General features: G+C 57.9%; 20 protein-coding genes. 13 read left to right on the top strand and 7 right to left on the bottom strand.

All coding sequences use genetic code 11. The annotated features are described in order from the left end of the window. Nucleotides 1–71: 71 nt before the first annotated feature. A complete protein-coding gene (gene ctaD / locus G6L01_RS02320) occupies nt 72–1,751 on the bottom strand; it encodes a cytochrome c oxidase subunit I (RefSeq protein ID WP_071206255.1) in 1,680 nt (559 codons plus the stop codon). A 14-nt stretch (nt 1,752–1,765) separates the two neighbouring features. Further along, the gene (gene coxB / locus G6L01_RS02315; RefSeq protein ID WP_070167877.1) at nt 1,766–2,659 is read right to left on the bottom strand and encodes a cytochrome c oxidase subunit II; all 894 of its coding nucleotides are present in this window, start codon (nt 2,657–2,659) and stop codon (nt 1,766–1,768) included. A gap of 626 nt (nt 2,660–3,285) precedes the next feature. Between coxB and G6L01_RS02310 the strand changes: the two genes are divergently transcribed. The 5 genes from G6L01_RS02310 (at nt 3,286) to G6L01_RS02290 (ending at nt 7,340) form a co-directional block, all read left to right on the top strand. After that, the gene (locus G6L01_RS02310) at nt 3,286–3,825 is read left to right on the top strand and encodes an invasion associated locus B family protein (RefSeq protein WP_141747328.1); all 540 of its coding nucleotides are present in this window, start codon (nt 3,286–3,288) and stop codon (nt 3,823–3,825) included. A gap of 79 nt (nt 3,826–3,904) precedes the next feature. Then, nucleotides 3,905–5,320 (top strand): metalloprotease TldD, encoded by a 1,416-nt coding sequence (gene tldD, locus G6L01_RS02305; RefSeq protein WP_070167652.1) that lies wholly within the window; start codon nt 3,905–3,907, stop codon nt 5,318–5,320. Further along, nucleotides 5,320–5,751 carry a bleomycin resistance protein gene (locus G6L01_RS02300; protein WP_070167651.1) on the top strand — a complete coding sequence of 144 codons (432 nt, stop codon included), beginning with the start codon at nt 5,320–5,322 and terminating at the stop codon, nt 5,749–5,751. Before tldD ends, G6L01_RS02300 begins: the two co-directional genes overlap by 1 nt. Before the next feature lie 6 nt (nt 5,752–5,757). Next, nucleotides 5,758–6,411: an HAD family hydrolase gene (locus G6L01_RS02295; protein WP_070167650.1), complete on the top strand. Its 654-nt coding sequence runs from the start codon at nt 5,758–5,760 to the stop codon at nt 6,409–6,411. A gap of 164 nt (nt 6,412–6,575) precedes the next feature. Next, on the top strand, nt 6,576–7,340 hold the full coding sequence (locus G6L01_RS02290) for a hypothetical protein (RefSeq protein ID WP_070167649.1): 765 nt from the start codon (nt 6,576–6,578) through the stop codon (nt 7,338–7,340). Nucleotides 7,341–7,416: 76 nt separating this feature from the next. Here the strand turns inward: G6L01_RS02290 and G6L01_RS02285 are convergent, their stop codons facing one another. The 3 genes from G6L01_RS02285 to soxR form a co-directional block, all read right to left on the bottom strand. Then, the gene (locus G6L01_RS02285; RefSeq protein WP_070167648.1) at nt 7,417–7,734 is read right to left on the bottom strand and encodes a pyrophosphohydrolase domain-containing protein; all 318 of its coding nucleotides are present in this window, start codon (nt 7,732–7,734) and stop codon (nt 7,417–7,419) included. Between the two features lie 272 nt (nt 7,735–8,006). Further along, nucleotides 8,007–9,323, bottom strand: coding sequence for a D-alanyl-D-alanine carboxypeptidase (locus tag G6L01_RS02280; protein ID WP_070167647.1), 1,317 nt, complete (start codon nt 9,321–9,323; stop codon nt 8,007–8,009). Between the two features lie 180 nt (nt 9,324–9,503). Continuing rightward, nucleotides 9,504–9,983 carry a redox-sensitive transcriptional activator SoxR gene (gene soxR / locus G6L01_RS02275; RefSeq protein WP_070167646.1) on the bottom strand — a complete coding sequence of 160 codons (480 nt, stop codon included), beginning with the start codon at nt 9,981–9,983 and terminating at the stop codon, nt 9,504–9,506. 90 nt (nt 9,984–10,073) lie between these two features. Between soxR and G6L01_RS02270 the strand changes: the two genes are divergently transcribed. Together G6L01_RS02270 and G6L01_RS02265 are read left to right on the top strand one after the other, a co-directional pair. Then, complete coding sequence (locus G6L01_RS02270; protein WP_081344263.1) at nt 10,074–11,528, top strand: MFS transporter; 1,455 nt, start codon at nt 10,074–10,076, stop codon at nt 11,526–11,528. 245 nt (nt 11,529–11,773) lie between these two features. Beyond that, the gene (locus G6L01_RS02265) at nt 11,774–12,823 is read left to right on the top strand and encodes a polysaccharide deacetylase family protein (RefSeq protein WP_070167645.1); all 1,050 of its coding nucleotides are present in this window, start codon (nt 11,774–11,776) and stop codon (nt 12,821–12,823) included. Nucleotides 12,824–12,851: 28 nt separating this feature from the next. Here G6L01_RS02265 and pdxH read toward each other — a convergent pair whose 3' ends face one another. Then, nucleotides 12,852–13,472: a pyridoxamine 5'-phosphate oxidase gene (gene pdxH, locus G6L01_RS02260; protein WP_070167644.1), complete on the bottom strand. Its 621-nt coding sequence runs from the start codon at nt 13,470–13,472 to the stop codon at nt 12,852–12,854. A 62-nt stretch (nt 13,473–13,534) separates the two neighbouring features. On the opposite strand from pdxH, the gene G6L01_RS02255 reads away from it, so the two are divergent. The 4 genes from G6L01_RS02255 to G6L01_RS02240 all read left to right on the top strand — a co-directional run bounded on the left by G6L01_RS02255 (nt 13,535) and on the right by G6L01_RS02240 (nt 17,310). Continuing rightward, complete coding sequence (locus G6L01_RS02255) at nt 13,535–13,987, top strand: RT0821/Lpp0805 family surface protein (RefSeq protein ID WP_234891934.1); 453 nt, start codon at nt 13,535–13,537, stop codon at nt 13,985–13,987. A gap of 399 nt (nt 13,988–14,386) precedes the next feature. Continuing rightward, nucleotides 14,387–15,664: a DnaJ C-terminal domain-containing protein gene (locus G6L01_RS02250; protein WP_071206261.1), complete on the top strand. Its 1,278-nt coding sequence runs from the start codon at nt 14,387–14,389 to the stop codon at nt 15,662–15,664. Between the two features lie 190 nt (nt 15,665–15,854). Then, on the top strand, nt 15,855–16,673 hold the full coding sequence (gene fabI / locus G6L01_RS02245; RefSeq protein ID WP_070167641.1) for an enoyl-ACP reductase FabI: 819 nt from the start codon (nt 15,855–15,857) through the stop codon (nt 16,671–16,673). A 46-nt stretch (nt 16,674–16,719) separates the two neighbouring features. After that, a complete protein-coding gene (locus G6L01_RS02240) occupies nt 16,720–17,310 on the top strand; it encodes a histidine phosphatase family protein (RefSeq protein ID WP_070167875.1) in 591 nt (196 codons plus the stop codon). A 10-nt stretch (nt 17,311–17,320) separates the two neighbouring features. Here the strand turns inward: G6L01_RS02240 and G6L01_RS02235 are convergent, their stop codons facing one another. Continuing rightward, nucleotides 17,321–17,581: a DUF1344 domain-containing protein gene (locus G6L01_RS02235; RefSeq protein WP_070167640.1), complete on the bottom strand. Its 261-nt coding sequence runs from the start codon at nt 17,579–17,581 to the stop codon at nt 17,321–17,323. Between the two features lie 716 nt (nt 17,582–18,297). Between G6L01_RS02235 and G6L01_RS02230 the strand changes: the two genes are divergently transcribed. Both G6L01_RS02230 and aroC read left to right on the top strand, forming a co-directional pair. Further along, nucleotides 18,298–21,423: an EAL domain-containing protein gene (locus G6L01_RS02230; RefSeq protein WP_234891935.1), complete on the top strand. Its 3,126-nt coding sequence runs from the start codon at nt 18,298–18,300 to the stop codon at nt 21,421–21,423. A 142-nt stretch (nt 21,424–21,565) separates the two neighbouring features. After that, entirely contained in the window at nt 21,566–22,660 is a 1,095-nt protein-coding gene (gene aroC / locus G6L01_RS02225) for a chorismate synthase (RefSeq protein ID WP_070167638.1), read from the top strand. The last annotated feature ends 1 nt before the right edge of the window (nt 22,661 follow it).

Raw genomic sequence — 22,661 nt, 5'->3', positions numbered from 1 at the left:
TGCTGTCCTGACCTGTGATGTTCTCAACGCCGCAGCGGCTTCATCCACGGCGTTGATAGCTTTTTTTATGTCTATTTTATGCGGGGCAACTGTTCCCACTGGTGGTATGGCGGCGGCGAAGACAGCTGCCATTCCAGTGTGGTCGCACCTTCACCCCACGGATTGTCGCCTGCCACCCGCTTCCTGGCAAAAGCCTCGAACACGCCGAACAGGAAGATCAACACCGCGACGCCCGAAAGATAGGAGCCGTAGGATGAAATCCGGTTCCAGTCTGCAAATGCATCTGGGTAATCGATATAGCGGCGCGGCATGCCGGCCAACCCCAGGAAGTGCTGCGGGAAGAACACCATGTTGACGCCGACGAACATCACCCAGAAATGCAGCTTGCCGATGAACTCGCTATACATATAGCCCGACATTTTTGGGAACCAATAATACCAGGCGGCGAAAATTGCAAACACGGCACCCAGCGACAGAACGTAGTGGAAATGGGCCACCACATAATAGGTGTCGTGCAGCGAGCGGTCGAGACCGGCATTGGCCAGCTGCACGCCTGTCACACCGCCAACGGTGAACAGGAAGATGAAGCCGATGGCCCAGACCATGGGAGTGCGGAAGGACAGCGAGCCGCCCCACATGGTGGCGATCCACGAGAAGATCTTGATGCCAGTCGGCACCGCGATCACCATGGTTGCGAAGACGAAGTAGCGTTGGGCGGCCAGGGACAGGCCGACCGTATACATATGATGCGCCCAGACCACGAACCCGACGGCGCCGATGGCGACCATGGCATAGGCCATGCCGAGATAGCCGAAAACCGGCTTTTTCGAGAAGGTCGAGATGATGTGGCTGACGATGCCGAAACCGGGCAGGATCAGGATATAGACTTCCGGATGGCCGAAGAACCAGAACAGGTGCTGGTAGAGGATCGGGTCACCACCGCCTTCGGGGGCAAAGAATGTCGTGCCGAAATTGCGGTCGGTCAGCAGCATGGTGATGCCACCGGCCAGAACCGGCAGGGACAGAAGCAGCAGGAAAGCCGTGACCAGAACCGACCAGGCAAACAGCGGCATCTTGTGCAGGGTCATGCCCGGCGCGCGCATGTTGAGAATGGTGGTGATGAAGTTGATTGCACCAAGGATAGACGAGGCACCCGACACATGCAGAGCAAAGATCGCCAGGTCCACCGCCGGGCCAGGCTGGCCGGAGGTCGACAAGGGTGGATACATCGTCCAGCCGCCGCCGACACCGTAGGCGCCTGCCGGGCCTTCGACGAACATCGAGAGCAGGAGCAGCACGAAAGCCGGAACGATCAGCCAGAAGGAGATGTTGTTGAGACGCGGAAACGCCATATCCGGCGCGCCGATCATGATCGGGATCATCCAGTTGGCAAAACCGCCGATCAGCGCCGGCATGACCATGAAGAAGATCATGATCAACGCATGCGCGGTGGTGAACACGTTATACATGTGCTTGCCGCCATCGATGGCGGCATCGCCCTCGAAGCCGTAAACCATAGCTGCCAGACCGTGGAAGATCTGGATGCCAGGCTCCTGCAATTCCATGCGCATGGCCACCGACAGCGCCCCGCCGATCACGCCCGCGATAATGGCGAAGATCAGGTAGAGCGTGCCGATGTCCTTATGATTGGTCGAAAACAGCCAGCGGGCGGCAAAACCCGGCTTGTGATCATGTGAATGTTCGTGTGAATGTTCGGGTGCATGAGCGCCCTCGCCGGTATGTCCAGCCATTGTCCTCACTCCCCTCAGTTCGAAACGGTCATTGTGGAAACGTTCTGAGCCAGCTGATTGGCGGCCTTCGGACCATCCGTTGCTGCCATCAGAGCCTTGTTGGCCGCACCAAGATCGCTTGCGGCCGCCGTCATCCAGGCATTGTACTTGTCAGCCGAAACGACACGGATGGCGATCGGCATATAAGCATGGTCCTTGCCGCAGAGCTCCGAGCACTGGCCGTAGAACAGGCCTTCGCGGTCGACGCGGAACCATGTCTCGTTCAACCGGCCTGGCACGGCGTCGATCTTGACGCCGAAAGACGGCATTGCGAAGGAATGGATCACGTCGGAAGGCGCTGCCGTCACCAGCATGCGAACTGTCTTGCCGACCGGCAAGACCATTTCATTGTCGACAGCCAGAAGGCGCGGATAGATCTTGTGATCTTCCTTGCCAGCGCTGGCGCGATCCTGGTCCTTCAGCAGATAGCTGTCGAAAGCCAGCTGCTTTTCACCCTGGTATTCATAGTTCCACTGCCATTGGGTGGCCGTGGCTTTGATGGTCAGGTCGGGCTTTTCCGGAATCGTCAATTCATAGGTGAGCAAATTGAAAGACGGGATGGCGAGAAAGAAAAGAATAAGAACCGGCCCCAGCGTCCAGACAATCTCGATCACGGTATTGTGGCTGGTGCGGGACGGCACCGGATTGGCGCTGGCCCTGAACCGCACGACCACGATGATCAGAAGAGCAAGAACCAGCAGCGTCACCGGAACGATGAACCACAACGTATAATGGTTGAACCAGCGGATCTGCTCCATCACCGGGCTGGCATGGGGTTGCAGGTCGAGCTGCCAATCGACCGGCTGGTCCGCCATCGCACCGACGGCACTCATAAGACAGAGAACCATGGCTCCCGCCAGACCCGCCATCAGCCCTGCCGTCCCCGTGACCAGACCCGTGGCCAAACTGGCCATTACTTTTAAAAGAGTTTTTATCACGGTTGCCTCTCCCTCCCGCGTTTGACCCAAATCAATGGCAAACGCACAATCCCTGATATGATACTAATTTAAAATCACAATTTTGCCAATTTCGCAACAACCGTACGTCCATGCCGCTGCGGCATTTTTGCTCATCCCACAGAGATCGCCATAAAGATTCAGGCGGAACTGGCGCAACTCCCGGCCCTGCGCTGCAAATGTCAGTACGCGCTTTGCGGGCAATGCCAGAGAAGATTCTCCTGAAATCTCGTCACCGCAGGGACCTGAACTGGGTCTCACCCTGATCGCAACACAGGCAAACACCCCAATTATGCCGCACTCGGCTGGAAAGGAGACTGTCAATAGTCAGCCCATCTCCGGTTTTCGTCTTGTCCAGTCTTGGGCCAGGCCTTTTACCGGTCGGGCCAATAACCGCAGATTGGATTTGTTTCGACGATCATCGCAGGTTACAGGAAGATACAGCGCGCATAGCGCAAGGATGTCGAAGGCCTTGGCCCTTGATCCTTTGTGCGGCGCAGGCGAGAATGACAAGATTGAACAGAATTCCAGAGGTATCCATGGGTTTCCAGAGAATGTTGCGGGCTAGACTTGTCGCGGCGGGGCTCGTTGCGGCAGGGTTTGCAACAACATTGCAGGCGGGCGCAGCGCTGGCACAACAGCCGCAGGCAGGCACGGTGCGCTCCAATCACGGCGCCTGGTCGATCATTTGCGATACGCCTGCCGGTACCTCGCAGGAACAATGCGCCCTGATGCAGAATGTGATTGCCGAGGACCGCCCAGAAGTAGGACTGTCCGTGGTGGTGCTGAAGACCGCCGACCGCAAGGCCCGCATCCTGCGCATTCTGGCGCCGCTTGGCGTGCTGTTGAAGGACGGCATGGAGCTTTACGTCGACAATAACAATGTCGGTCGCGCCTTCTTCACCCGCTGCTTTGCCGAGGGCTGCTATGTTGAAGTGGAAATCGACGATCAGCTGATGAAAGTGCTGCGTTCGGGCAAAAGCGCCGTGTTTGCAGTGCGCGAATCCTCTGATCAGGACCGGGTCGGTATTCCCGTCGAGCTGAACGGCTTTGGCGAAGGGTATGACGCCCTGCCCTGAGCGCTAGCGCTTATTGACCTTGCCCTTGTTCGATGCGCAAAGCCCGATTACATGGAATGGGTAAGCCAAGGAGACAATCATGACCACCGATCTGATCAGCCTGTTCGATTGCGACGAGCATACCCTGTCGAAAACCGTCGCGGCGGCCTTGGAGGGATCGGATGATGGCGAACTTTACATTGAACACGCCCAGGCCGAATCGCTGTCCTTTGACAATGGACGCCTGAAGGGTGGCAGTTTCAACACTGACCAGGGTTTTGGCCTGCGCTCAGTGGCAGGCGAAGCGGTGGGTTACGCCCATTCAGGCGAATTGTCGCTATCGGCACTCGGCCGCGCCGCTGATGCCGTCAAGGCTGTGACCCATGGCTATAGCGGCTCCTATGCCAGCGCCCCGCAGCGCACCAATGTGCGGCTCTATGGCGATGAAAACCCGATTGGCAGCCCGACCTTCGAGGAAAAAGTAGCGCTTCTGTCAGAAATCGATGCCTATCTGCGCGCCAAGGACCCGAAAGTACGCCAGGTCTCCGCCTCGATTGCCGCCAGTTGGCAGGTGGTGGAAATCCTGCGCGCCGATGGCCATCGGGTCCGCGATGTGCGCCCGATGACCCGCATGAATATTTCCGTGGTGACCGGCCAGGGCGAGCGGCAGGAATCCGGCTCTTTTGGCACCGGCGGACGGATGTCCTTCGCCGACTTCCTCAGCGACGAGAGCTGGAAGGCAGGCGCTGACGATGCGCTGCGGCAGGCGCTGGTCAATCTGGAGGCCATCGAGGCTCCGGCTGGCAGCATGGACGTCGTGCTCGGCAATGGCTGGCCGGGCGTGATGCTGCACGAAGCCGTCGGCCATGGGCTGGAAGGCGATTTCAATCGCAAGAAAACCTCGGCCTTCGCCGGACTGTTAGGCGAAATGGTCGCCGCGCCCGGCGTGACCGTGGTCGATGATGGCACGATCAACAACCGGCGCGGCTCGATCACTGTTGATGACGAAGGCACGCCGTCGGCCTATAACGTGCTGATCGAAAACGGTCGGCTGGTCGGCTATATGCAAGACCGCCAGAATGCGCGCTTGATGGGCATGACACCAACCGGCAATGGCCGCCGCCAGGGCTATGCCCACCAGCCGATGCCGCGCATGACCAATACCTACATGCTGTCAGGCGACAAGAGCCCGGAAGAAATCATCGCCTCGGTCAAAAAGGGCATCTATGCCGTGTCCTTCGGCGGCGGTCAGGTGGATATCACCTCGGGCAAATTCGTGTTCGGCTGCACCGAGGCCTATATGATCGAGGATGGCAAGATCGGAGCACCAGTGAAGGGTGCCATGCTGATCGGCAATGGACCGGAAGCGATGAAACGGGTGTCGATGATCGGCAACGATATGAAACTCGACACCGGCATCGGCAATTGCGGCAAGGCTGGTCAATGGGTTCCGGTCGGCGTTGGCCAGCCGCATCTGCGGATGGATCAGATCACGGTTGGTGGTACGCGGGCGTAATGGGGAATGCCCTGGTTCCGGAATTTGCAGTCACGGACTGGCATAAGAGCCGGGAGTTCTACACTCGGCTGCTTGGCTTTTCGGTGCGTTACGAGCGGTCGGAAGAAGGGTTCAGCTACCTTGAACGGAGTGGCGCGCAGTTGATGATCGATCAGATCGGGCTTGGCCGGACGTTCGAGATTGACGGTGCACCGCTGACAAGACCATTTGGACGCGGATTGAATGTTCAGATCTGCGTCGAGGATGTACAAGCCATCCTTGATCGCCTTGAAAAGGCAGCCATTGCCCTTTATCTGCCGCTGGAAGACAAATGGTATCGCACAGGCAATATGGAGGGCGGCAACAGACAATTTGTCGTTGCCGATCCAGACGGTTATCTGCTGCGCTTTTACCAGGATCTCGGCGAACGAGAACTCTCATTGGATCTATAGCGACACATGCTCCCCCGCATCCCTAAAGCCGTTATCTTCGACATGGATGGCCTCATCCTCGACAGCGAAATCCTCTATCGCAAAGCGGTGATTTCGGCAGGTGTGCAAGAAGGACTGCATGTCGGGCCATCGGTCTATGAATGCATGCTGGGCCGCCCCTGGGACGGGATCGTGCATTTACTGAAGGACCATTATGGGCCGGATTTTGACGCTGAAGCCTTTCGGGCAGTCTGGGTGGACCATTTTGATCGGTTGACCGCCCTGGAACTGAAGCTAAAGGCGGGTGTGGTGGCCCTGCTCGATATGCTGGATACCAAGGCCATTCCACGGGCTATCTGCACATCTTCCGCACATTCCCAAGTGCAGCACCACCTTTCCGGCTTTGGCATTCGAGAGCGGTTCGATCACGTGGTTGCTTTAGGCGACTACGCAAGGGGCAAGCCTGCGCCGGACCCTTATCTGACAGCAGCCGAGCGGCTTGGCATTGCACCAGGCGATTGTCTGGCATTGGAAGATTCCCACAACGGCATCCGCTCGGCAGCCTCGGCGGGCATGATGGCGGTGATGGTGCCCGATCTTCTGGCCCCGACCGATGAAATTCGGGCGTTGGCAACATTGGTCATCGATGATCTGCACCAATGCTGCGGCTTTTTTGCATAACGCGCTTTCGGAACGCCAAATACTATAACTCTGGTAGCGTTCCGCACTTCAGATACTCCGCATAATCTTCAAGCCACAGACAAGCTTCTGGCCTTAGACCTACGGCATGCCATCGGGTTATCGCGCGGTGCAAACTGCGTCCGTATCTTGCCAGGAGTTCACAGGTGCACACACTCGTCATTGCCCGTTATGCGGAAGAGTTGGAATGGATCGCGCAGGTCCCCAGCAATTTCGAGATTTTTATCTATAACAAGGGCGAGGAGATCACATCGCCGCAGGTGCTTGAGCGTGCCAATCATATCATTGCGCGCCCCAATGTCGGGCGGGAATCTGAGACCTATATCCATCACATGATGGGTCAGCGCCAGCGCAATCACGATTTTACGGTCTTTGCTCAAGGTGACCCCTTCACGCACAGCCCTGACTTCATCCAATTGCTGAACAATTGGACCGACTGGGAAAAAATCCAGACGCTCTCCTGGGCATGGGTCGAAGAGAAAAACGTACCGCCGCAAAAATTTCTGGATGCCTATCGCCCGAAGCTGCGGGGCGGCCCACGGGTTCGCGAGGAATATTTCTCGCTTTACACCTGGGGTCCGGTCGACTTTATCGACAATGGCGCCCTCGGCATGGGCACAGTCTACCGCCTTCTGAACGGCGGTATGGAAGCTTACATCAATATCGCCGCGCATATGTTGCGTCGCTGCCGCATGGACCACATTGCCGACGAAGCCGAAAAGCATCTGCTGGGGACGTTTTCCTATGGTGCAATTTTCGCGGTTCGCAACGATCTGGTCACAGCCGTTTCACCCGATAGCTATGCAAGGCTCTATGATTTCGCCACGGCACCCGTAGTGGCGCATGGCTACATCCTGGAGCGCATGTGGCTACATTTCTTCGGTGCGCCCTTTACGCTTCGCAGACTCTGATACCAAGGCTAAGGTCTCAAATACATTGAAGCTTTGAGATCTTCGCAACTGGCAAGGTAAGGCGCGGGGCGGATTTTCATTCCGCTGCCGCAACCTCGGGATCAAACCGCCACTTCCGCCGGATCGCGCTTTCCAGATCCAGTCGGTGATGACGGGCAAAAAGTAGAACATGCCCGAAAAGATCAGCAGTTTCATCGGCAAGCAGTTGGCGCAATTCGTCTTCGCTCATGCCCTTCTGGCGACCGCGACCGCTGACGCGGTTTGACGCTTGAACCAGCTCCCCCGCTTCCTCCAGTAATTTCAGCAGGAACCAGGTCTCGTCGCGTTCGACACCATTGGCCGCTGCATAGGTAGCCGACGCCTTTTCAAAACGCTCCATCAGATCAGACAGCATATTGTTCTCCGTTTGTTCTTGACTTTATCGCGCGATTCCGCAAGATTGTCGAGAGTGGAAAACAGAGCCTAAGGAAGATTGGACAGCCTAGGATATGGCCCCGAAACTCGACAGAACATTCGGGCGCCGTTCATCTATAGCAAGGCATCGAAAATGCTGATGGGAGAATAATCGAAACCTATCCAGCCTCTGCAAAATGATAGTGCCGCCTATCGATAAGATAGACGGCACGACGGATACGGATAGGAGATTGCAGCAGTCGTTGGAAACGCTTAGCCGCGGGCCGGCATCAGCACGCAATCATAGCTACTTTTTACCAGTCGCTCACAGGCGCTTTGAGCATCGTCTTTGTTGGGAAAGCCGGTGAAGCGAGCGCGGTACACGGTGGCACCATTGCGGGTGACGGCTTCGGTATAGATATCGCGGTCGGCCAGCGGTCCACCGATCTTGTCGCGGACCATTTGCAGCAGGCTCATGGCTTCCTCGGCGCTGGCGGCAGCCGCGATCTGGATCTGCCAGGTTCCGTCACGATGCAGCGGAATGGGCTTCAGGGGACGCGGATGGGCACCCGCAATCAGGGCTTCCGTGGCTGCGGCGGCATTGTTGGCGCCACCACCGGCATAAGCATTGCCAAAACGGGAACCAAGAACCGGCGCATCGGCCTGCGCGCTGACCGAGGCGACCTCTCTGCGGTCGATTGGGGTGCTGCGGTCGAGCGGCAGGGGAATGCTGCCAGTGGTCTGGGCAATGACAATGGGAGCGGTGGGAGCGGCGCTGGCGATCAGCGAATTGCCGTCGGAGGCCTTGCCGATATTCTTGGTGATCAGTTGCGCCATCAGATTATCACGGCTGGCGCCGCTGCGGCCGCCCATGATCACGCCGATCACCCGGCGCTTTCCATCGGCCACGGCGCTGACCAGGTTATAGCCGGATGCATTGGTATAACCGGTCTTGATGCCGTCCATGCCCTTGTAGCGGTACATGAGATTGTTATGACCGTTGATGGTCCGGCCACGAAAGGCAAAGCTGCGGGTGGAAAACAGCGCGTAGTCGCGGGGAAAGTCACGCAGGAGTGCTACGCCGAGGGTGGACATGTCGCGGGCGGTGGTGATCTGCCGATCGTCGGGAAGGCCGGACGCATTGACGAATGTGGTATTGGGCATGCCGAGCTGGCGGGCCTTGGCCGTCATCATCGCCGCGAAATTCTCTTCCGTCCCACCAAGCTTTTCGGCCATTGCGGCGGCGGCGTCATTGGCTGACAGGGTTACCATGCCCAGCACCGCCTCGCGCACGGTAATTTCTTCACCCGGCTTGAGGCGAAGCTTGGTGGGCGGACGTGATGAGGCGTATTTGGAAAACGGCACGGGGCTATCCCAGCTCAACGTGCCACGGCGGATCGCATCGAAAACCATATAAATGGTCATCATTTTGGTCAACGATGCCGGATGGTTGGGCATATCCGCATTTTCCGAGGCAATCACCCGACCGGTGCGTGCATCCAGCAGAAGCTGGGCGCTGCCTGCAAGAACCGGGCTGGCCATCATGCTGATCGACACAAACAACGATAGCGCGATCAGGGTCCTGCTCATTCGGCCTCCAGACTGGTTACACTGCAAATACTTGGGCAAATTCATCGGCAAATTCACGAAAACGACCTCGAACACTTCACGGAACCGGCACGAGGACGTGCTGGCATTAGACCCAAAATGGGGCAGGAAATTGTGCAACGCCTTCATCTTGCCCAATATTGTTAATGAAGAGTTGCCCAATTATGGCAACTCTGTGGAATCTGCAGGGTTTCCCCCTTCGTTCCTATCAGAATCGAGAAGAAATACAGCCCCCTCGCCGCGCTCGCCCGCCATATCCTGGGGATTGAAGATGTTGCAATGCGTCATCGAAAGGCAACCGCAGCCGATACAGCCATCGAGATCGTTGCGCAATCTACCGAGCATGGCGATGCGCCGGTCCAAACTATGCGCCCAACGTGTCGCAATCCGGCGCCAGTCCTCCCGGCCCGGCGTCTGGCCTTGCGGCAGATCCGCCATGATCGCCGCGACCTCCTTCAAGGGAATGCCGAGTGCCAGGGCGGCCCGGATGATCGCCACGCGGCGCAGCACGTCCCGGTCGTAGCGCCGCTGATTGCCACTGGTGCGCCGGGCGCGAATCAAACCCTTGCGCTCGTAAAAATGCAAAGCCGAAACCGCGACGCCGCTGCGCTCAGCCAATTCACCGACGCTCAAACCCTGCATCCGCGTTTTTCCTCTTTACCTCAACTTAGGTTGAGGTTGTAGCGTGGCGATCATCAATTGACCAGAGCAGATGGCAAGGACTGAAAAAACATGGAAATTCAGGAGATTAACACCGAAGCCACAACGGCTGATGCGATAATGCCGGAGAATGGGCATTGGCGCGATCTGTTCACCCCCGGCCTCAGAGCGGCAACCGTCATGGTCAGCCTTGGAGTTGGCCTGCATGCCTTCAACGCTTTCCTTGTCTCGACCGCCCTGCCCTCGGCCATTGCCGAGCTTGGCGGCGCGCAGTGGTTGCCCTGGACCAGCACACTCTATCTGGCAGCATCGATTATCGCTGGCGCAAGTTGCGCCAGCCTGAAGGCCAGGGTCGGCACCCGAGGCGCGCTCGCTATCGTCACCACGGTTTTCCTGACGGGGACCCTGACCGCCGGTCTGGCGGGATCAATGGCAGGTATCATCATCGGGCGCGTCTTGCAGGGGCTTGGAGAAGGCGCTGTCCTGGCGCTGTGCTATATGCTGATCTCGACGCTCTTCCCGCGCAGGTTGATTGCCCGCATTTTCGGCATCGAAGCCGCCGTCTGGGCGGTATCGGCCTTTGGCGGACCGGTGCTGGCCGGTCTGTTGACTGAGGCGATTTCGTGGCGCGCAGCCTTCCTCGTCAACGTTCCCGCCGGTATCATCTTTCTGATCTTGGCCAGGATTGCTGTTCCAAAAGGGGAGAAAAATGGCAAAAACCCGGCCAATCCGGGTGGCTTGCCGATAGGCCGGCTGAGCCTGCTGCTGGTCGGGCTGTTGCTGTTGCTGGCGGCCAATCTGACGGCGCTGGAGATCTCCCGTAACACCATGATCGGCATGGCGCTTGCCGCTTTCATGCTGTTTGTGGCGCTTGACAGAAACAGTCTTCAGCCGATCCTGCCCGGCGGCGCCTTTCTGGCGTCAACACCAATCGGGCTTGGTCTGTGGATCGTGTTGCTCATGCCCCTTGCCGAGGCGGCTCTTGGCGTCTACCTCGTCTATACGCTGCAACATCTCTGGTCGATGAGGCCAATGGCAGCGGGGGCGTTGAGCGCACTGGTGGCTGTCAGCTGGAGCCTGACGGCGGTGATCACCGCCAATATTTCCACCCAAAAAGCCAGAGAAAACCTGATCCTGCTGGGGGTCTTCACCGAGGCCGGCGGCCTTGCCGGCACCACGCTTGCCATTGCCACCGGTTATCTGCCAGGACTGATCCTGTCGCTCATCGGCGTGGGCATGGCCTTTGGCATGGCCTGGGCAGCGCTCAGCCAGACGATGATGGAGGCGAGCCCCCCTGAAGACCGTGACCGGACCTCAGCGCTTTTGCCCACATTGCAAACCGCCGGTTATGCCATGGGGGCCGCACTGGCCGGTCTCATTGCCAATCGCTCCGGCTTTTCCGGCACGGCATCGCCGGAAATCCTGCGCCACGCGGTCGGCAATAGCTTCCTGTTTGGCTTGGCCTGCCTTGCTCCGGCAATCCTGCTGGCCCCCTGGATGGTGCGAAGCCTGAAGAAAACCCGGTGAGGTCCAGCCCTTCCATAGATTTTATCCCCAGAATACCAGCTTCATCCCCGAAGTCGGGCTTAAAACCTGCGCCGATGCATAATTCCTTAAATCCGTACCATTAATCTGGCAGGTATTGAGACGATAACCCTTTGGGCCGGATGGGACTGCCCTTTCGATTGTACCGATCCGGTCCATTTCGGACACCTAATTATAGAGCATCTTTTTTCAAAGATAGCGCAGCTGCGGCTGCCGGAACATCACGTATGAATGGTACTCTCTTCAAGCATGGGCTGATCGCGGGTGGACTGGTCGCGGCTGGGATTGTGCGCAGGTTCGGTGCATGGAAGGAAGCGCGCGGGCTCGGCGCGATCTTCACCCTGCATCAAGTGCGCCCCTATCTTCCTCTGGTGCCAGATCCCAACCGGCACCTGGAAATTACCCCGCAGTTCCTGGATACCGCCCTTCGCGCCCTGTGGCGGGAAAATTACGAATTCATCCGCCTGGAAGATGTGCCCGCACGGCTTGCTAGAGGGCCAGGTCAAAGGCCGTTTGCAGCCTTTACCCTGGATGATGCCTATTACAGCAGTCGTGACTTCGCCCTGCCGATCTTCGAGCGGTTCGATGCGCCCTTCACGGTTTTTGTCTGCCAGGGCCTCAGCGAGCGTAGCCATGGCCTCTGGTGGGAAACCCTTGCGGCCCTGACCCGCAAGGCTGAGCGGCTGAAATGGGACTTCGACGGCAGGACGCGCATTCTCTCCACCGACACACCATTGCGCAAAGCCGCAGCCTTCCGGCAGATCGCCAGCCAGATCTCGGGCTTGGACGAGGCAGACATGATTGACAGGCTGAACCGGATGGCGGCAGAAGTCGGCATAGACAGCCGCGACATCGTTGCCAAAGCCATCCTGCCCTCGGAGGCGCTGGCCGATTTTGCCGCCCATCCGCTGGTCAGCCTGGGCGCCCATTCGGTCAGCCATAGAGGCTTGACCGGGCTTGATGATGAAACGGTGCGGCAGGAATTGAACCGTTCAGCTGATTATCTCGAAACCCTGACCGGAACGCGTCCGGTGAGTTTCGCCTATCCCTATGGCGATGGCCGTAGCGTTGATAGCCGTACCATCGATTTGGTGCGCGAGGCCGGTTTCCGTCTGGCAGTCACCACCCGGCCCGCGACACTGTTTGCGAGCGACGGACAGCGCTTGCACGCCCTGCCGCGCATCTCACTCAATGGTCATTTCCAGACGCCAGCCACGGTCCGGACGCTGGCATCGGGTATTCCTTTTCGCCTGATGTCACGCAAACCGGCGGCGTGACAGGGGAGAAAGCGCGGCCCTTGCGAGATCAAGGATACATGCGCACCTTGTTCCAGGGCTGGTCCAGCGCCTCGCGGCGAAACTCGATCCGATCATGCAGCCGGAATTTACCGTCGCGCCAGAATTCGATGGTCAATGGCTTGATCCGGAAACCCGACCAATGGGCTGGACGCGGAATAGAGCCCAGGGCGTAACGCGCCGTATATTCGGCAACCGCTTTTTCCAGCGCAAACCGGCTCTCCAGCGGCCGCGACTGTTTCGAGGCCCAGGCGCCGATCCGGCTGCCGATCGGTCTTGTCTGGTAATAGGCGTCGGCCTCGGCGTCAGACACCACCTCCACTTCGCCGCGCAACCGCACCTGACGTCGCAAGGATTTCCAATGAAAGCACATCGCGGCTTTCTTTTGAGAGAGAATCTCCGTACCCTTCTGGCTCTCGAAATTGGTATAGAAGACGAATCCAGCTTGATCGAAATCCTTCAACAGCACCATGCGCACATTTGGCAGGCCGCTTTCATCGACTGTCGCCAATGCGACAGCGTTGGGATCGTTGATCTCCGAGGCCTTCGCCTCTGTGAGCCACGTTTCGAACAAGCCAAAAGGCTCATGCTCCTCGGTAAAGTCACCGGTTGTTAACTCATTTTGCGACATATTATGTTAAATGCTCCGCATATGCCCGCGCCGCCACCGACGCATGAAGGACAGGACAGGTCTTGAGAGACATAGCAAAGCCGGATCGATGCAGAAAGGGACGCTGGGCCACCAGCGCTCATTTTATGGCCATGGCGGCGCTTTGCCTCATGTTGGGCGGCTGTGTCGGCGGCGTCATGGACTTCGGAGGCGATACGCCAAAGGTCGATCGGTCGATTTCGACAGGCACCATTCCAAACGAACCGGAAAAACGGTCAGACCAGGATACGGTGCGCAATGCGGTTTCTTCCGCCGATCTTGAAAAATTGGGTCCGAGCCCGGTTCCCTGGGCCAATACCACAACGGGAAGCGCTGGGGTGATCAACTCGATTTCCGAGGATCGCAGCAATGGCGTGATCTGCCGGGTCTTCGTCACCAGCCGCCATGCCTATGACGGCATTGCCAAATTCTATGGCCGCACCTGCCTGGCCGGCGATGGCCAATGGCAATTGATGAATTTCGACAAGCAGTCCTGAGATCGGCAATTCCGCGCTGAAAAACCCCAACGGAACTGCGCATTGCGCCCGCTTTCGATGACTTGATAATGATCAAATCGGCTGAGACAGCAGTCCATGTCATAAATTCCTCTGGGATCAAGCATCATCCAAGGAATTATTCCCCAGCCGTAACCACTGGTTAGCATCTGCTTCCTAATATAACTGTGTCCCGTGGCGGAGCAAATAGAGACAATGCTTGCCACGTATGAGCGTGAATGATTCACCTTTCTGCGGAATTGCTGAGCAAAAAGCTTTTTGTTCTGGAATTTCCGCAACAGATTGAAAGTGTTACGGTCCATCTTGCTTCCCCTCACGGGTGCGATGTCGTGACCCGGACAGATCTCAATTGAACCGCTCTTGTATTTGGTTGGTGGTAAAATGCGTGATCCCTACTCCATTCTCGGCGTGCAGCGCGATGCTGGTACTGACGAGATAAAGGCTGCCTGGCGCTCGAAAGCCAAAACCTCTCATCCCGATCAAAACAGGGAGGATCCGACGGCAACCCAACGGTTTGCGGAGATCGGGCAGGCCTATGACGTTCTCAAGGACCCCGCCAAACGAAGCCGCTACGACCAGCAACGCTCGAAGATGGACGCCATGAAACGCGAACAGACGATCATGCAACAACGCGAGGAAGCCCGCGCCGCCGCTGAGCGCGCCCGCCAGGCCAAGGCCAATGCGGAGCGCATCATGGCCGATCTGGCGCGAATCGAGGCAGAAAAGGCCAAGGCTGAAAAAGCCGCCGAAATGCTGAATGTCAAAGTCGAGGCCGCCCGCGCCCGCGCGCAATCGGCCGAAGCCCAGGCCGCCAATGCATCGGCAGACGCAGCGGCAAGCGCCAACGCCTCGGCCAAGGCCCAAACGCAGGCCCAACCCCAGACCGCCGCAAAACCGGAGACCGCAAAAGCTGGCCCGGACGCAGCCGAAACGACGACCGCCAGCCGCCCCGCCAGCCCAGATGCCGCAGACGATGCCGTCTCTAAGATTTTTGGCGCCGCCCAGACCGAGCAGCGCCAAACCGAGCAGCGGCGTGGTGAAGACGAGCCAAGTGAAGACGGCAACCGGTCACGCGGCTTTGCACTTCCGGTTCTTGGCCTGATTTCGTCGCTGGTGCGCCGCATTCGCAAACCGGCGCCGCCGGTTCTCGAAAAGGCCCCCGACATCATGGTCGAGGCCACCATTGCCATTGACGACCTGTTGCAACACAACACCATTTCCGTCCAGCTGAGCGATGGACGCGAGGTGAGGCTGCCGCTGGAGGCGGGTTACACTGATGGCAGCATTGCCCGGCTGTCCGGCAAGGGGCTGAAAGTGCCGGGCATGTCAACCGGCGATGTGCTGGTCACGCTGCGGGTGTTGAAAAGCCCCGCCTTCAGCGTCGATGGCTATGACATTCACTGCGTCGTTCCGATCAAGCTTGAGGATGCCGTGCTGGGATGCGACACGGTGATCGAAGGGCCGCAAGGTCCTCTCGACATTACCGTGCCGGCCTGGAGCGGCTCGGACCAGAGCATTCGCATCGACGGCGAAGGTCTGCCCAGCGGCCCGGACGAACGGGGCGCATTGGTGGTCGAAATCAGGGTCGTGCTCTGGGAAAAACCGGACGAAAAAGTCACGGATCTGATGAAAGTGATGAAACACGGGCTTTTCCTGTAGTTTCCGCCCCCCGGAAAAATGACGGGGTAAACCGAATTTCGCTGTAATCACACGGTGATAGCCACACCCTTTGTTACGGCTCCTTACAGTATTTGTTGCCTCTCTCCCATGAAGACAGGTGTAGCACAGCTTGAACCACGGATCGGCCTATGCGATAGGCAGGTTCGATAGAAGTCTCAAGGAGCAAATAATGGCTCAAATTTCGGGCCTCATGGCAGGCAAACGTGGCATCATCATGGGTGTTGCCAATAATCGTTCCATCGCATGGGGCATAGCTAAGGCCTGCCGGGATGCGGGCGCAGAGATCGCGCTGACATGGCAGGGCGAGGCGTTGAAGAAGCGTGTCGAGCCGCTGGCCCAGGAGCTTGAGGGCTTCATGGCAGGCGATTGCGACGTGACCGATATGGAAAGTGTCGATGCCGTCTTCAAGAATGTCGAGGACAAATGGGGCAAGATCGACTTCGTCGTGCATGCCATCGCCTTTTCCGACAAGGACGAGTTGACCGGTCGCTATCTGGATACCAGCCGCGAAAACTTCGCCCGCACCATGGATATTTCTGTTTATTCCTTTACCGCTGTCGCCAAGCGGGCGGAAGCCATCCTCAATGATGGCGGCGCTTTGCTGACGCTGACCTATTACGGTGCGGAAAAAGTCATGCCGCATTATAATGTGATGGGCGTGGCCAAGGCAGCGCTGGAAGCCAGTGTGCGCTATCTCGCCGTCGACATGGGCAAGCGCGGCATTCGCGTCAATGCCATTTCGGCCGGTCCGATCAAGACTTTGGCAGCCTCCGGCATCGGCGATTTCCGCTATATCCTGAAGTGGAACGAATATAATTCGCCGCTGAAACGCAATGTCACCACCGACGAAGTCGGCACATCCGGCCTCTATCTGCTGTCGGACCTGTCCAGCGGCGTCACCGGCGAAGTGCATCACGTCGATTGCGGCTATCACACGGTTGGCATGAAGGCCGTGGACGCGCCGGATATGTCGGTCGTCAAGGATTAAGTCCCGGATAAAAAGGCCGCAAACAGGCTTGGAAGGTTCGTCTGCCGTGCTGCTTTACGTCATTCGCCACGGACAGACGGACTGGAACGCCGAAGGCAGGTTTCAGGGCCAAACGGATATTCCGCTGAACGCCACCGGCCGTGGCCAGGCAATGCGCAATGGCGAAACACTGCGCCATGTGCTGGGCGATACAGTCGATACATTCGATTTCGTCGCCTCCCCTCTTGGCCGAACCCGCGAGACCATGCAGCGGGTCCGTACCGAAATGGGGCTCGACCCAGATCGTTACCGGCTCGACGACCGGCTGAAGGAAATCTGTTTTGGCGACTGGGAAGGTCATACAACCCGCGAATTGAAAGAGCTGTACCCGGAGCGCGTCAAACAGCGGTCCCAGGGCAAATGGGACTTCATTGCCCCTGGCCAACGGGCTGAAAGCTATGAGATCCTGTCCTGGCGCACCGGTGCCTGGCTTGCCTCGGTCCGCCAGCCAACCGTGGCCGTGACCCATGGCGGCGTTATCCGCAGCCTGTTCCGGCTGATTGGCAATGTCGATGCCAACGAGGCCTGCGCCATGCCAATCCCCCAGGACAGGATTCTCCTGATCGACCTTGAAAACAATAACCTGAATTGGCTGTGACAGATCGGCGTCAGTTGACGACCTGCAAATCGTCCACCACCCGCTTGCCATCGACCATGGTGTAATAAACCACAACCTTGACGCCAGTCGTCAGGCCATCAAAATTGAACTCTGCTGGCACCGAATAGGTTTTGCCGTCCTCCAGCGTCAGGGTCAGCTTTTCGGTGCTGATCGACTTGATGGTCGATTCCACGTCATCGCTTTGCGCAAGCGCACCCATTGGCGCAAACAGGCTGCCGGCCAGCAACAGCATAGCGATAAGGAAGCGCATGGTTTTTGCCCCTGCTTTCGGTCTAGAATCGTCACGTACTTGCAAATAAGCCTCCGAATGTGGCGGAATTTTCCCCTCGCCTGCACTTATCCCCGGCACTCATCAGAAGAGTCATTGAGGATAGCGGCTCGGATTCCGGTTTCGAATATCTCAAGCCGTTGCCGCATTTAAGATATTCGAAATTCTTGTCAGGTGAGGATGCACGAGCATCTTCGATGACTTGGTATTAAAGCGTGGCGCGATAGTCGAGGGTAGCGTCTCCCACCCAGAATTTTTATTTCATCCCAAGGCTCTACAGCATCGGCCAGAAAACCGGTATCCACTTCACAACGTAAATTCTACTGCATACTTTTTCCAAAAACACAAACGGCAAACAACAGATCAAGAGCCGTCCATAAAGGCGGATGCAAGCATTCCCACCGCTGAACACAGCAGACTGTCCTGCGCCAATGTTCCAGTCATGAACAGCGCCATCCCTTCACTCACGTTTTATTGACGATACCTTTTAAATCCCACTGATTTCAACTAATATAAATGCTAAATTAACAACCGTTACAATATCATATTACCTAAGATCAAAGCATAGCATCAGATGTTTCAGGCAGAATAAATGGCCGAGTACAACGTCTCTGCTGCATGCGAGATATCAGAAATTCTTATAAGCCGAAGGTGCGTGAGCATCTTCGATGCCTCAGTATAATGTGTATGGCAGGATAATGACAGAATTCGCAAATCCCGCCGATGTCCAAACACGCCGTTCCAGCAATGTGGCGATGGTGTTATTGGCCCTGGCTTTAGTCCTGCTGACAAGCCTGCTTGCCTATATCGGTTATCTCAATATCACCGACTACCGCAGCCAATTGCGCAGGCAAGTCCAAGCGGACCTGCAGCGGGTCAGCGGAATGATGACCCAAAGAACCGAGGAGAATTTCTTCGCGCTTCGGCATCTTGTCCATGCATTGTCACCGCTTGAAGGCGCACTGGCCTCGCCGCAAACGGAGGGGCTTGTTCGCGGTATTCTAAGGGAACGTCCGGAATTTCGAGCTTTGGCGCTGGCCCGAGGCACTGTCATAGAACAGGTGTGGACGCAGCAAGGGCTCTCCTCCAAGCCCGGCATGACGATCGGTTCTGATTCGGACACGGATATGCAATTGCTGGATGACGGGCAATTGCAACTGGATCTCACCGCCGCCGATGCGACGCCCTCCCCTATCCATGTCCGTGCCATTCTGGATACCGCCAAATTCATCCAGTCCGCCATCGCCGATGGCGCCACGGCTCCGGTCGGCAACGGACCAGCTATCGAGATTGCCGTCATGGTGCAGACCGCATCCGGTACGCGCACTGTTTTCGGTAGCCCGTCACTCGCGGCACAGGATTTGACCAGGCCGGATTTGGCCAAGCAGAACATGACCGGGGAAAGCCCGGAAATACTGACCATGGCGCTTCAAGGCGGGACGCTGCAAGTGTATGGCCGCCCGCGTGCAGGCTGGCAGCAGAAACCGCAGGATCACAGTAATTTCGTCATGACGCTGGTTGCCGTGGATCTGGCTTTTGCTGCACCGCTTTGCGGCATAGCGGTGCTTTTCATCTCCCGCGCCAAACGCCGGCGCGCGCTACAGCAGATGGAAGACAAGTATCGGGCCTTGACCCGGCGTTTCGAACTGGCAATGGACAGTTCCAATATCGGCATGTGGGAGCTTGCAACCGGCAATCCGACCCTCCACCAGGACAGCCGTGCCGCACAATTGCATGGAGCAGGCAGCGGCGGCGATCTCGATCAGGACATCGCCCGCTGGTTGGAAACAGTGCATCCCGAAGACCGCGCCAAGGCGCAAACCCATGTTCTGGCCTGCCAGCAAGGCGAAAACAGCCAGGATTACCGGGTCGTGCTGGAGAGCGGCGCCATCCGTACCTTGCGCTCCGTCGGCAGCCATGCGGATGCCTCCGGCCAAAACCGTGTGACCGGCCTTGTCTGGGACATTACTGCCGATGTCGCCATGCAAAATGATCTACGCGCTGCCAAGGAGAGTTCCGATATCAAGAATGCGGAGCTGGAACTGGCCCTGGACGAATTGTCCATCCGGGAGCAGCAGTTGGAAAGCCTGTCCTATCGGTTCGAACTGGCGCTGGATTCCTATGGCTGCGGCGTCTGGGAACATGATTTTGCCACAGGCCACACCGTCTGGGACGAACGCATGTGCTATCTTTATAATATTCCGGCCACCAGCAGTCATATCACCGACGCCATGTGGCTGAGCAAGATCCATAAAGACGACCACGACATGTTGATGGAGGCCGCGCGCAACGTGTTAAAGCAGCATACGCGCCTCAACACCAGCCAGCGGGTATTGTTGGACCAGGGCGGTACACGCTGGGTGCGCTCCGTTGGTCAGGTGCATGTCGACCGCAACGGACGCAAGAAGCTGATCGGCATCAGCTTCGATGTGACGGCCGACGTGCTGCTGACAGAAGAATTGCGCACGGCGAAGGCCGAAGCGGAAGCGCGCAATATCGAACTTGAACTGACCAAGAACCGGATCGAATTCAATGCCTTGCATGATCCGCTGACCGGCCTTGCCAATCGTCGCAAGCTGGACATCGCCCTGGACAGCCTGACGCGGCAGTCCCAGGCGAACAGAAGCCGCTTCACCATTCTGCATCTCGACCTGGACCGGTTCAAGGAAATCAACGACACACTGGGCCATGCCGCAGGCGATGCCATGCTGGTCAATGCGGCACGGGTTCTGTCGCGCCACATGAACAGCGGCGATCTGGTGGCACGGATTGGCGGGGACGAATTCGTGGTTCTGTTGCATGGGCCAATCGATGCCAAGGCCGCCGCCGAGCTTGCCGAACGCATCATCCAGGATATCAACATACCCTTGGATTTCGAGGGCTTCATATGTCGCTGCGGCGTTTCCATCGGCATTGCCGAGGCCAAGGGACTGCGAACCGATGCCCGCAAGATCCTGATCAATGCCGACCTGGCGCTCTATGAAGCCAAGCGGCAGGGTCGCAACTGTTTCCAATTCTTCACCGAAAATCTCCAGGCCAATATTGTCAGCTCGAAGCGTATCGCCGATGAATTGCTGCACGCTCTGGAAAATGACGAGATCACCGCCTGGTATCAGCCGCAATTCTGCGCCAACAGCATGGATCTGGTCGGCGCCGAGGCGTTGGTCCGCTGGCAGCATCCAACCCGCGGCATCCTGCCCAGCAATAGCTTCCTGAAAGTGGCGGAAGACCTGAATGTCATGGCGCGTATCGACCAGATCGTGCTGGAACTGGCGCTGAAGGACAAGATGCGCTGGGCCGCCATGGGTGTGAAACTCCCCAAGATTTCCGTTAATGTCTCGTCCCGTCGGCTGCATGATGCCGGACTGATCGAGACGCTGGAAGGCCTCAGCATTTCGCCCGGTGAAATTTCCTTCGAACTGGTCGAATCGATCTTTCTCGATGAAAGCGAGGATATTGCCACCACCAATATCGAGCGGATCAAGGCGCTGGGCATCGACATCGAGATCGACGATTTCGGCACGGGCCACACGTCAATCATCAGTCTTTTGAAACTTCAACCCAAGCGGCTGAAAATCGACCGGCAATTGGTGATGCCCCTGCTCAATTCCAGCCGGGAACGGGCCATGGTGCGCTCGATCATCGACATTGCCCGCTCTCTGGGAGTGGCAACCGTGGCCGAGGGCGTCGAAAGCATTGCCCATGCACAAATCCTGCGCGAACTGGGCTGCGACCTGTTGCAAGGCTACGCTTTTGCAAAACCGCTGCCCTTCGAGGAATTCGGCCGCTTCGCCTTGCAGACAGACCGCCAGATGGCATCATAAGCTCCAACTCACGCAAAGCTTTTCCGGTTTTTGCGCCATTGCCGCAAAGAAAGGCTTTTCACGCTTGCGGCTTTTCTACTAAGAGTGGGGCCTTGTAAAAGGCAGGGCTTATCCCCTGGCAAAGCGGACCCGGTTTCAGCATATGTCGCATAATAGTTTCGGTCACCTTTTCCGTATCACCACCTGGGGCGAAAGCCATGGTCCAGCGCTGGGCGCGGTGGTGGATGGTTGCCCCCCCGGCTTGAAATTCACCCTGGAAGATCTCCAGGTCTGGCTCGACAAGCGCAAGCCCGGCCAGTCGCGGTTCGTTACTCAGCGGCGCGAAGATGATCTGGTTAAGGTGCTCTCCGGCGTCATGCCGCAGGACGATGGCTCGATGATCACCACCGGCACGCCGATTTCGCTGATGATCGAAAACACCGATCAACGCTCCAAGGATTACGGCGAGATCGCTCAGCAATATCGCCCCGGCCATGCCGATTATACCTACGACCTGAAATATGGCATCCGCGATTATCGCGGTGGCGGGCGCTCCTCGGCGCGCGAAACGGCAGCGCGGGTGGCGGCGGGTGGCATTGCCCGCCTGGTTCTGCCCGGCGTCACCATTCGCGGCGCGCTGGTGCAGATCGGCACGCATAAGATCGATCGTGCCAATTGGGATTGGGCCGAGGTCGGCAATAATCCGTTCTTTGCACCAGACCCGAAGATCGTCCCCGTCTGGGAAGACTATCTCGACCAGATCCGCAAGCATGGCTCCTCGGTGGGGGCCGTGGTGGAGGTGGTGGCCGAAGGCGTGCCGGCTGGGCTGGGCGCGCCGATCTATGCCAAGCTGGACCAGGATATTACCGCGCTGCTGATGTCGATCAATGCCGTCAAGGGTGTTGAAATCGGCAATGGCTTTGGCGCCGCCGAAATCACCGGCGAGGAAAACGCCGATCAGATGCGCATGGGCAATGACGGGCAGCCTATTTTCCTCTCCAACCATGCCGGCGGCATTCTCGGCGGGATTTCCACCGGCGAACCCATTGTGGCGCGGTTTGCTATCAAGCCGACTTCGTCGATCCTCACCGAGCGCCAGTCAATCGATTCGCAGGGCCGCAATGTCGATATTCGCACCAAGGGCCGCCACGACCCCTGCGTCGGCATCCGGGCCGTGCCGGTTGGCGAGGCCATGGTGGCGTGTGCGCTGGCGGATCATTATCTGCGCGACCGTGGGCAGACCGGGCGTTTGAAGTAAG

Source organism: Agrobacterium vitis, assembly GCF_013337045.2.
GTDB lineage: Bacteria > Pseudomonadota > Alphaproteobacteria > Rhizobiales > Rhizobiaceae > Allorhizobium > Allorhizobium vitis_B.
The sequence above is the reverse complement of the archived record's forward strand: the minus strand, read 5'-3'. Positions and strand labels throughout refer to the sequence as shown.

Coding starts and splice junctions, on each gene's coding strand:
- G6L01_RS02265 (WP_070167645.1), top strand. CDS start 11,774: ATGAATGGTACTCTCTTCAAGCATGGGCTGATCGCGGGTGGACTGGTC.
- G6L01_RS02310 (WP_141747328.1), top strand. CDS start 3,286: ATGGGTTTCCAGAGAATGTTGCGGGCTAGACTTGTCGCGGCGGGGCTC.
- G6L01_RS02280 (WP_070167647.1), bottom strand. CDS start 9,323: ATGAGCAGGACCCTGATCGCGCTATCGTTGTTTGTGTCGATCAGCATG.
- G6L01_RS02250 (WP_071206261.1), top strand. CDS start 14,387: ATGCGTGATCCCTACTCCATTCTCGGCGTGCAGCGCGATGCTGGTACT.
- G6L01_RS02270 (WP_081344263.1), top strand. CDS start 10,074: ATGGAAATTCAGGAGATTAACACCGAAGCCACAACGGCTGATGCGATA.
- G6L01_RS02300 (WP_070167651.1), top strand. CDS start 5,320: ATGGGGAATGCCCTGGTTCCGGAATTTGCAGTCACGGACTGGCATAAG.
- aroC (WP_070167638.1), top strand. CDS start 21,566: ATGTCGCATAATAGTTTCGGTCACCTTTTCCGTATCACCACCTGGGGC.
- coxB (WP_070167877.1), bottom strand. CDS start 2,659: ATGGCGGGTCTGGCGGGAGCCATGGTTCTCTGTCTTATGAGTGCCGTC.
- pdxH (WP_070167644.1), bottom strand. CDS start 13,472: ATGTCGCAAAATGAGTTAACAACCGGTGACTTTACCGAGGAGCATGAG.
- soxR (WP_070167646.1), bottom strand. CDS start 9,983: ATGCAGGGTTTGAGCGTCGGTGAATTGGCTGAGCGCAGCGGCGTCGCG.
- ctaD (WP_071206255.1), bottom strand. CDS start 1,751: ATGGCTGGACATACCGGCGAGGGCGCTCATGCACCCGAACATTCACAC.
- G6L01_RS02295 (WP_070167650.1), top strand. CDS start 5,758: ATGCTCCCCCGCATCCCTAAAGCCGTTATCTTCGACATGGATGGCCTC.
- fabI (WP_070167641.1), top strand. CDS start 15,855: ATGGCTCAAATTTCGGGCCTCATGGCAGGCAAACGTGGCATCATCATG.
- G6L01_RS02235 (WP_070167640.1), bottom strand. CDS start 17,581: ATGCGCTTCCTTATCGCTATGCTGTTGCTGGCCGGCAGCCTGTTTGCG.
- G6L01_RS02230 (WP_234891935.1), top strand. CDS start 18,298: ATGACAGAATTCGCAAATCCCGCCGATGTCCAAACACGCCGTTCCAGC.
- tldD (WP_070167652.1), top strand. CDS start 3,905: ATGACCACCGATCTGATCAGCCTGTTCGATTGCGACGAGCATACCCTG.
- G6L01_RS02285 (WP_070167648.1), bottom strand. CDS start 7,734: ATGCTGTCTGATCTGATGGAGCGTTTTGAAAAGGCGTCGGCTACCTAT.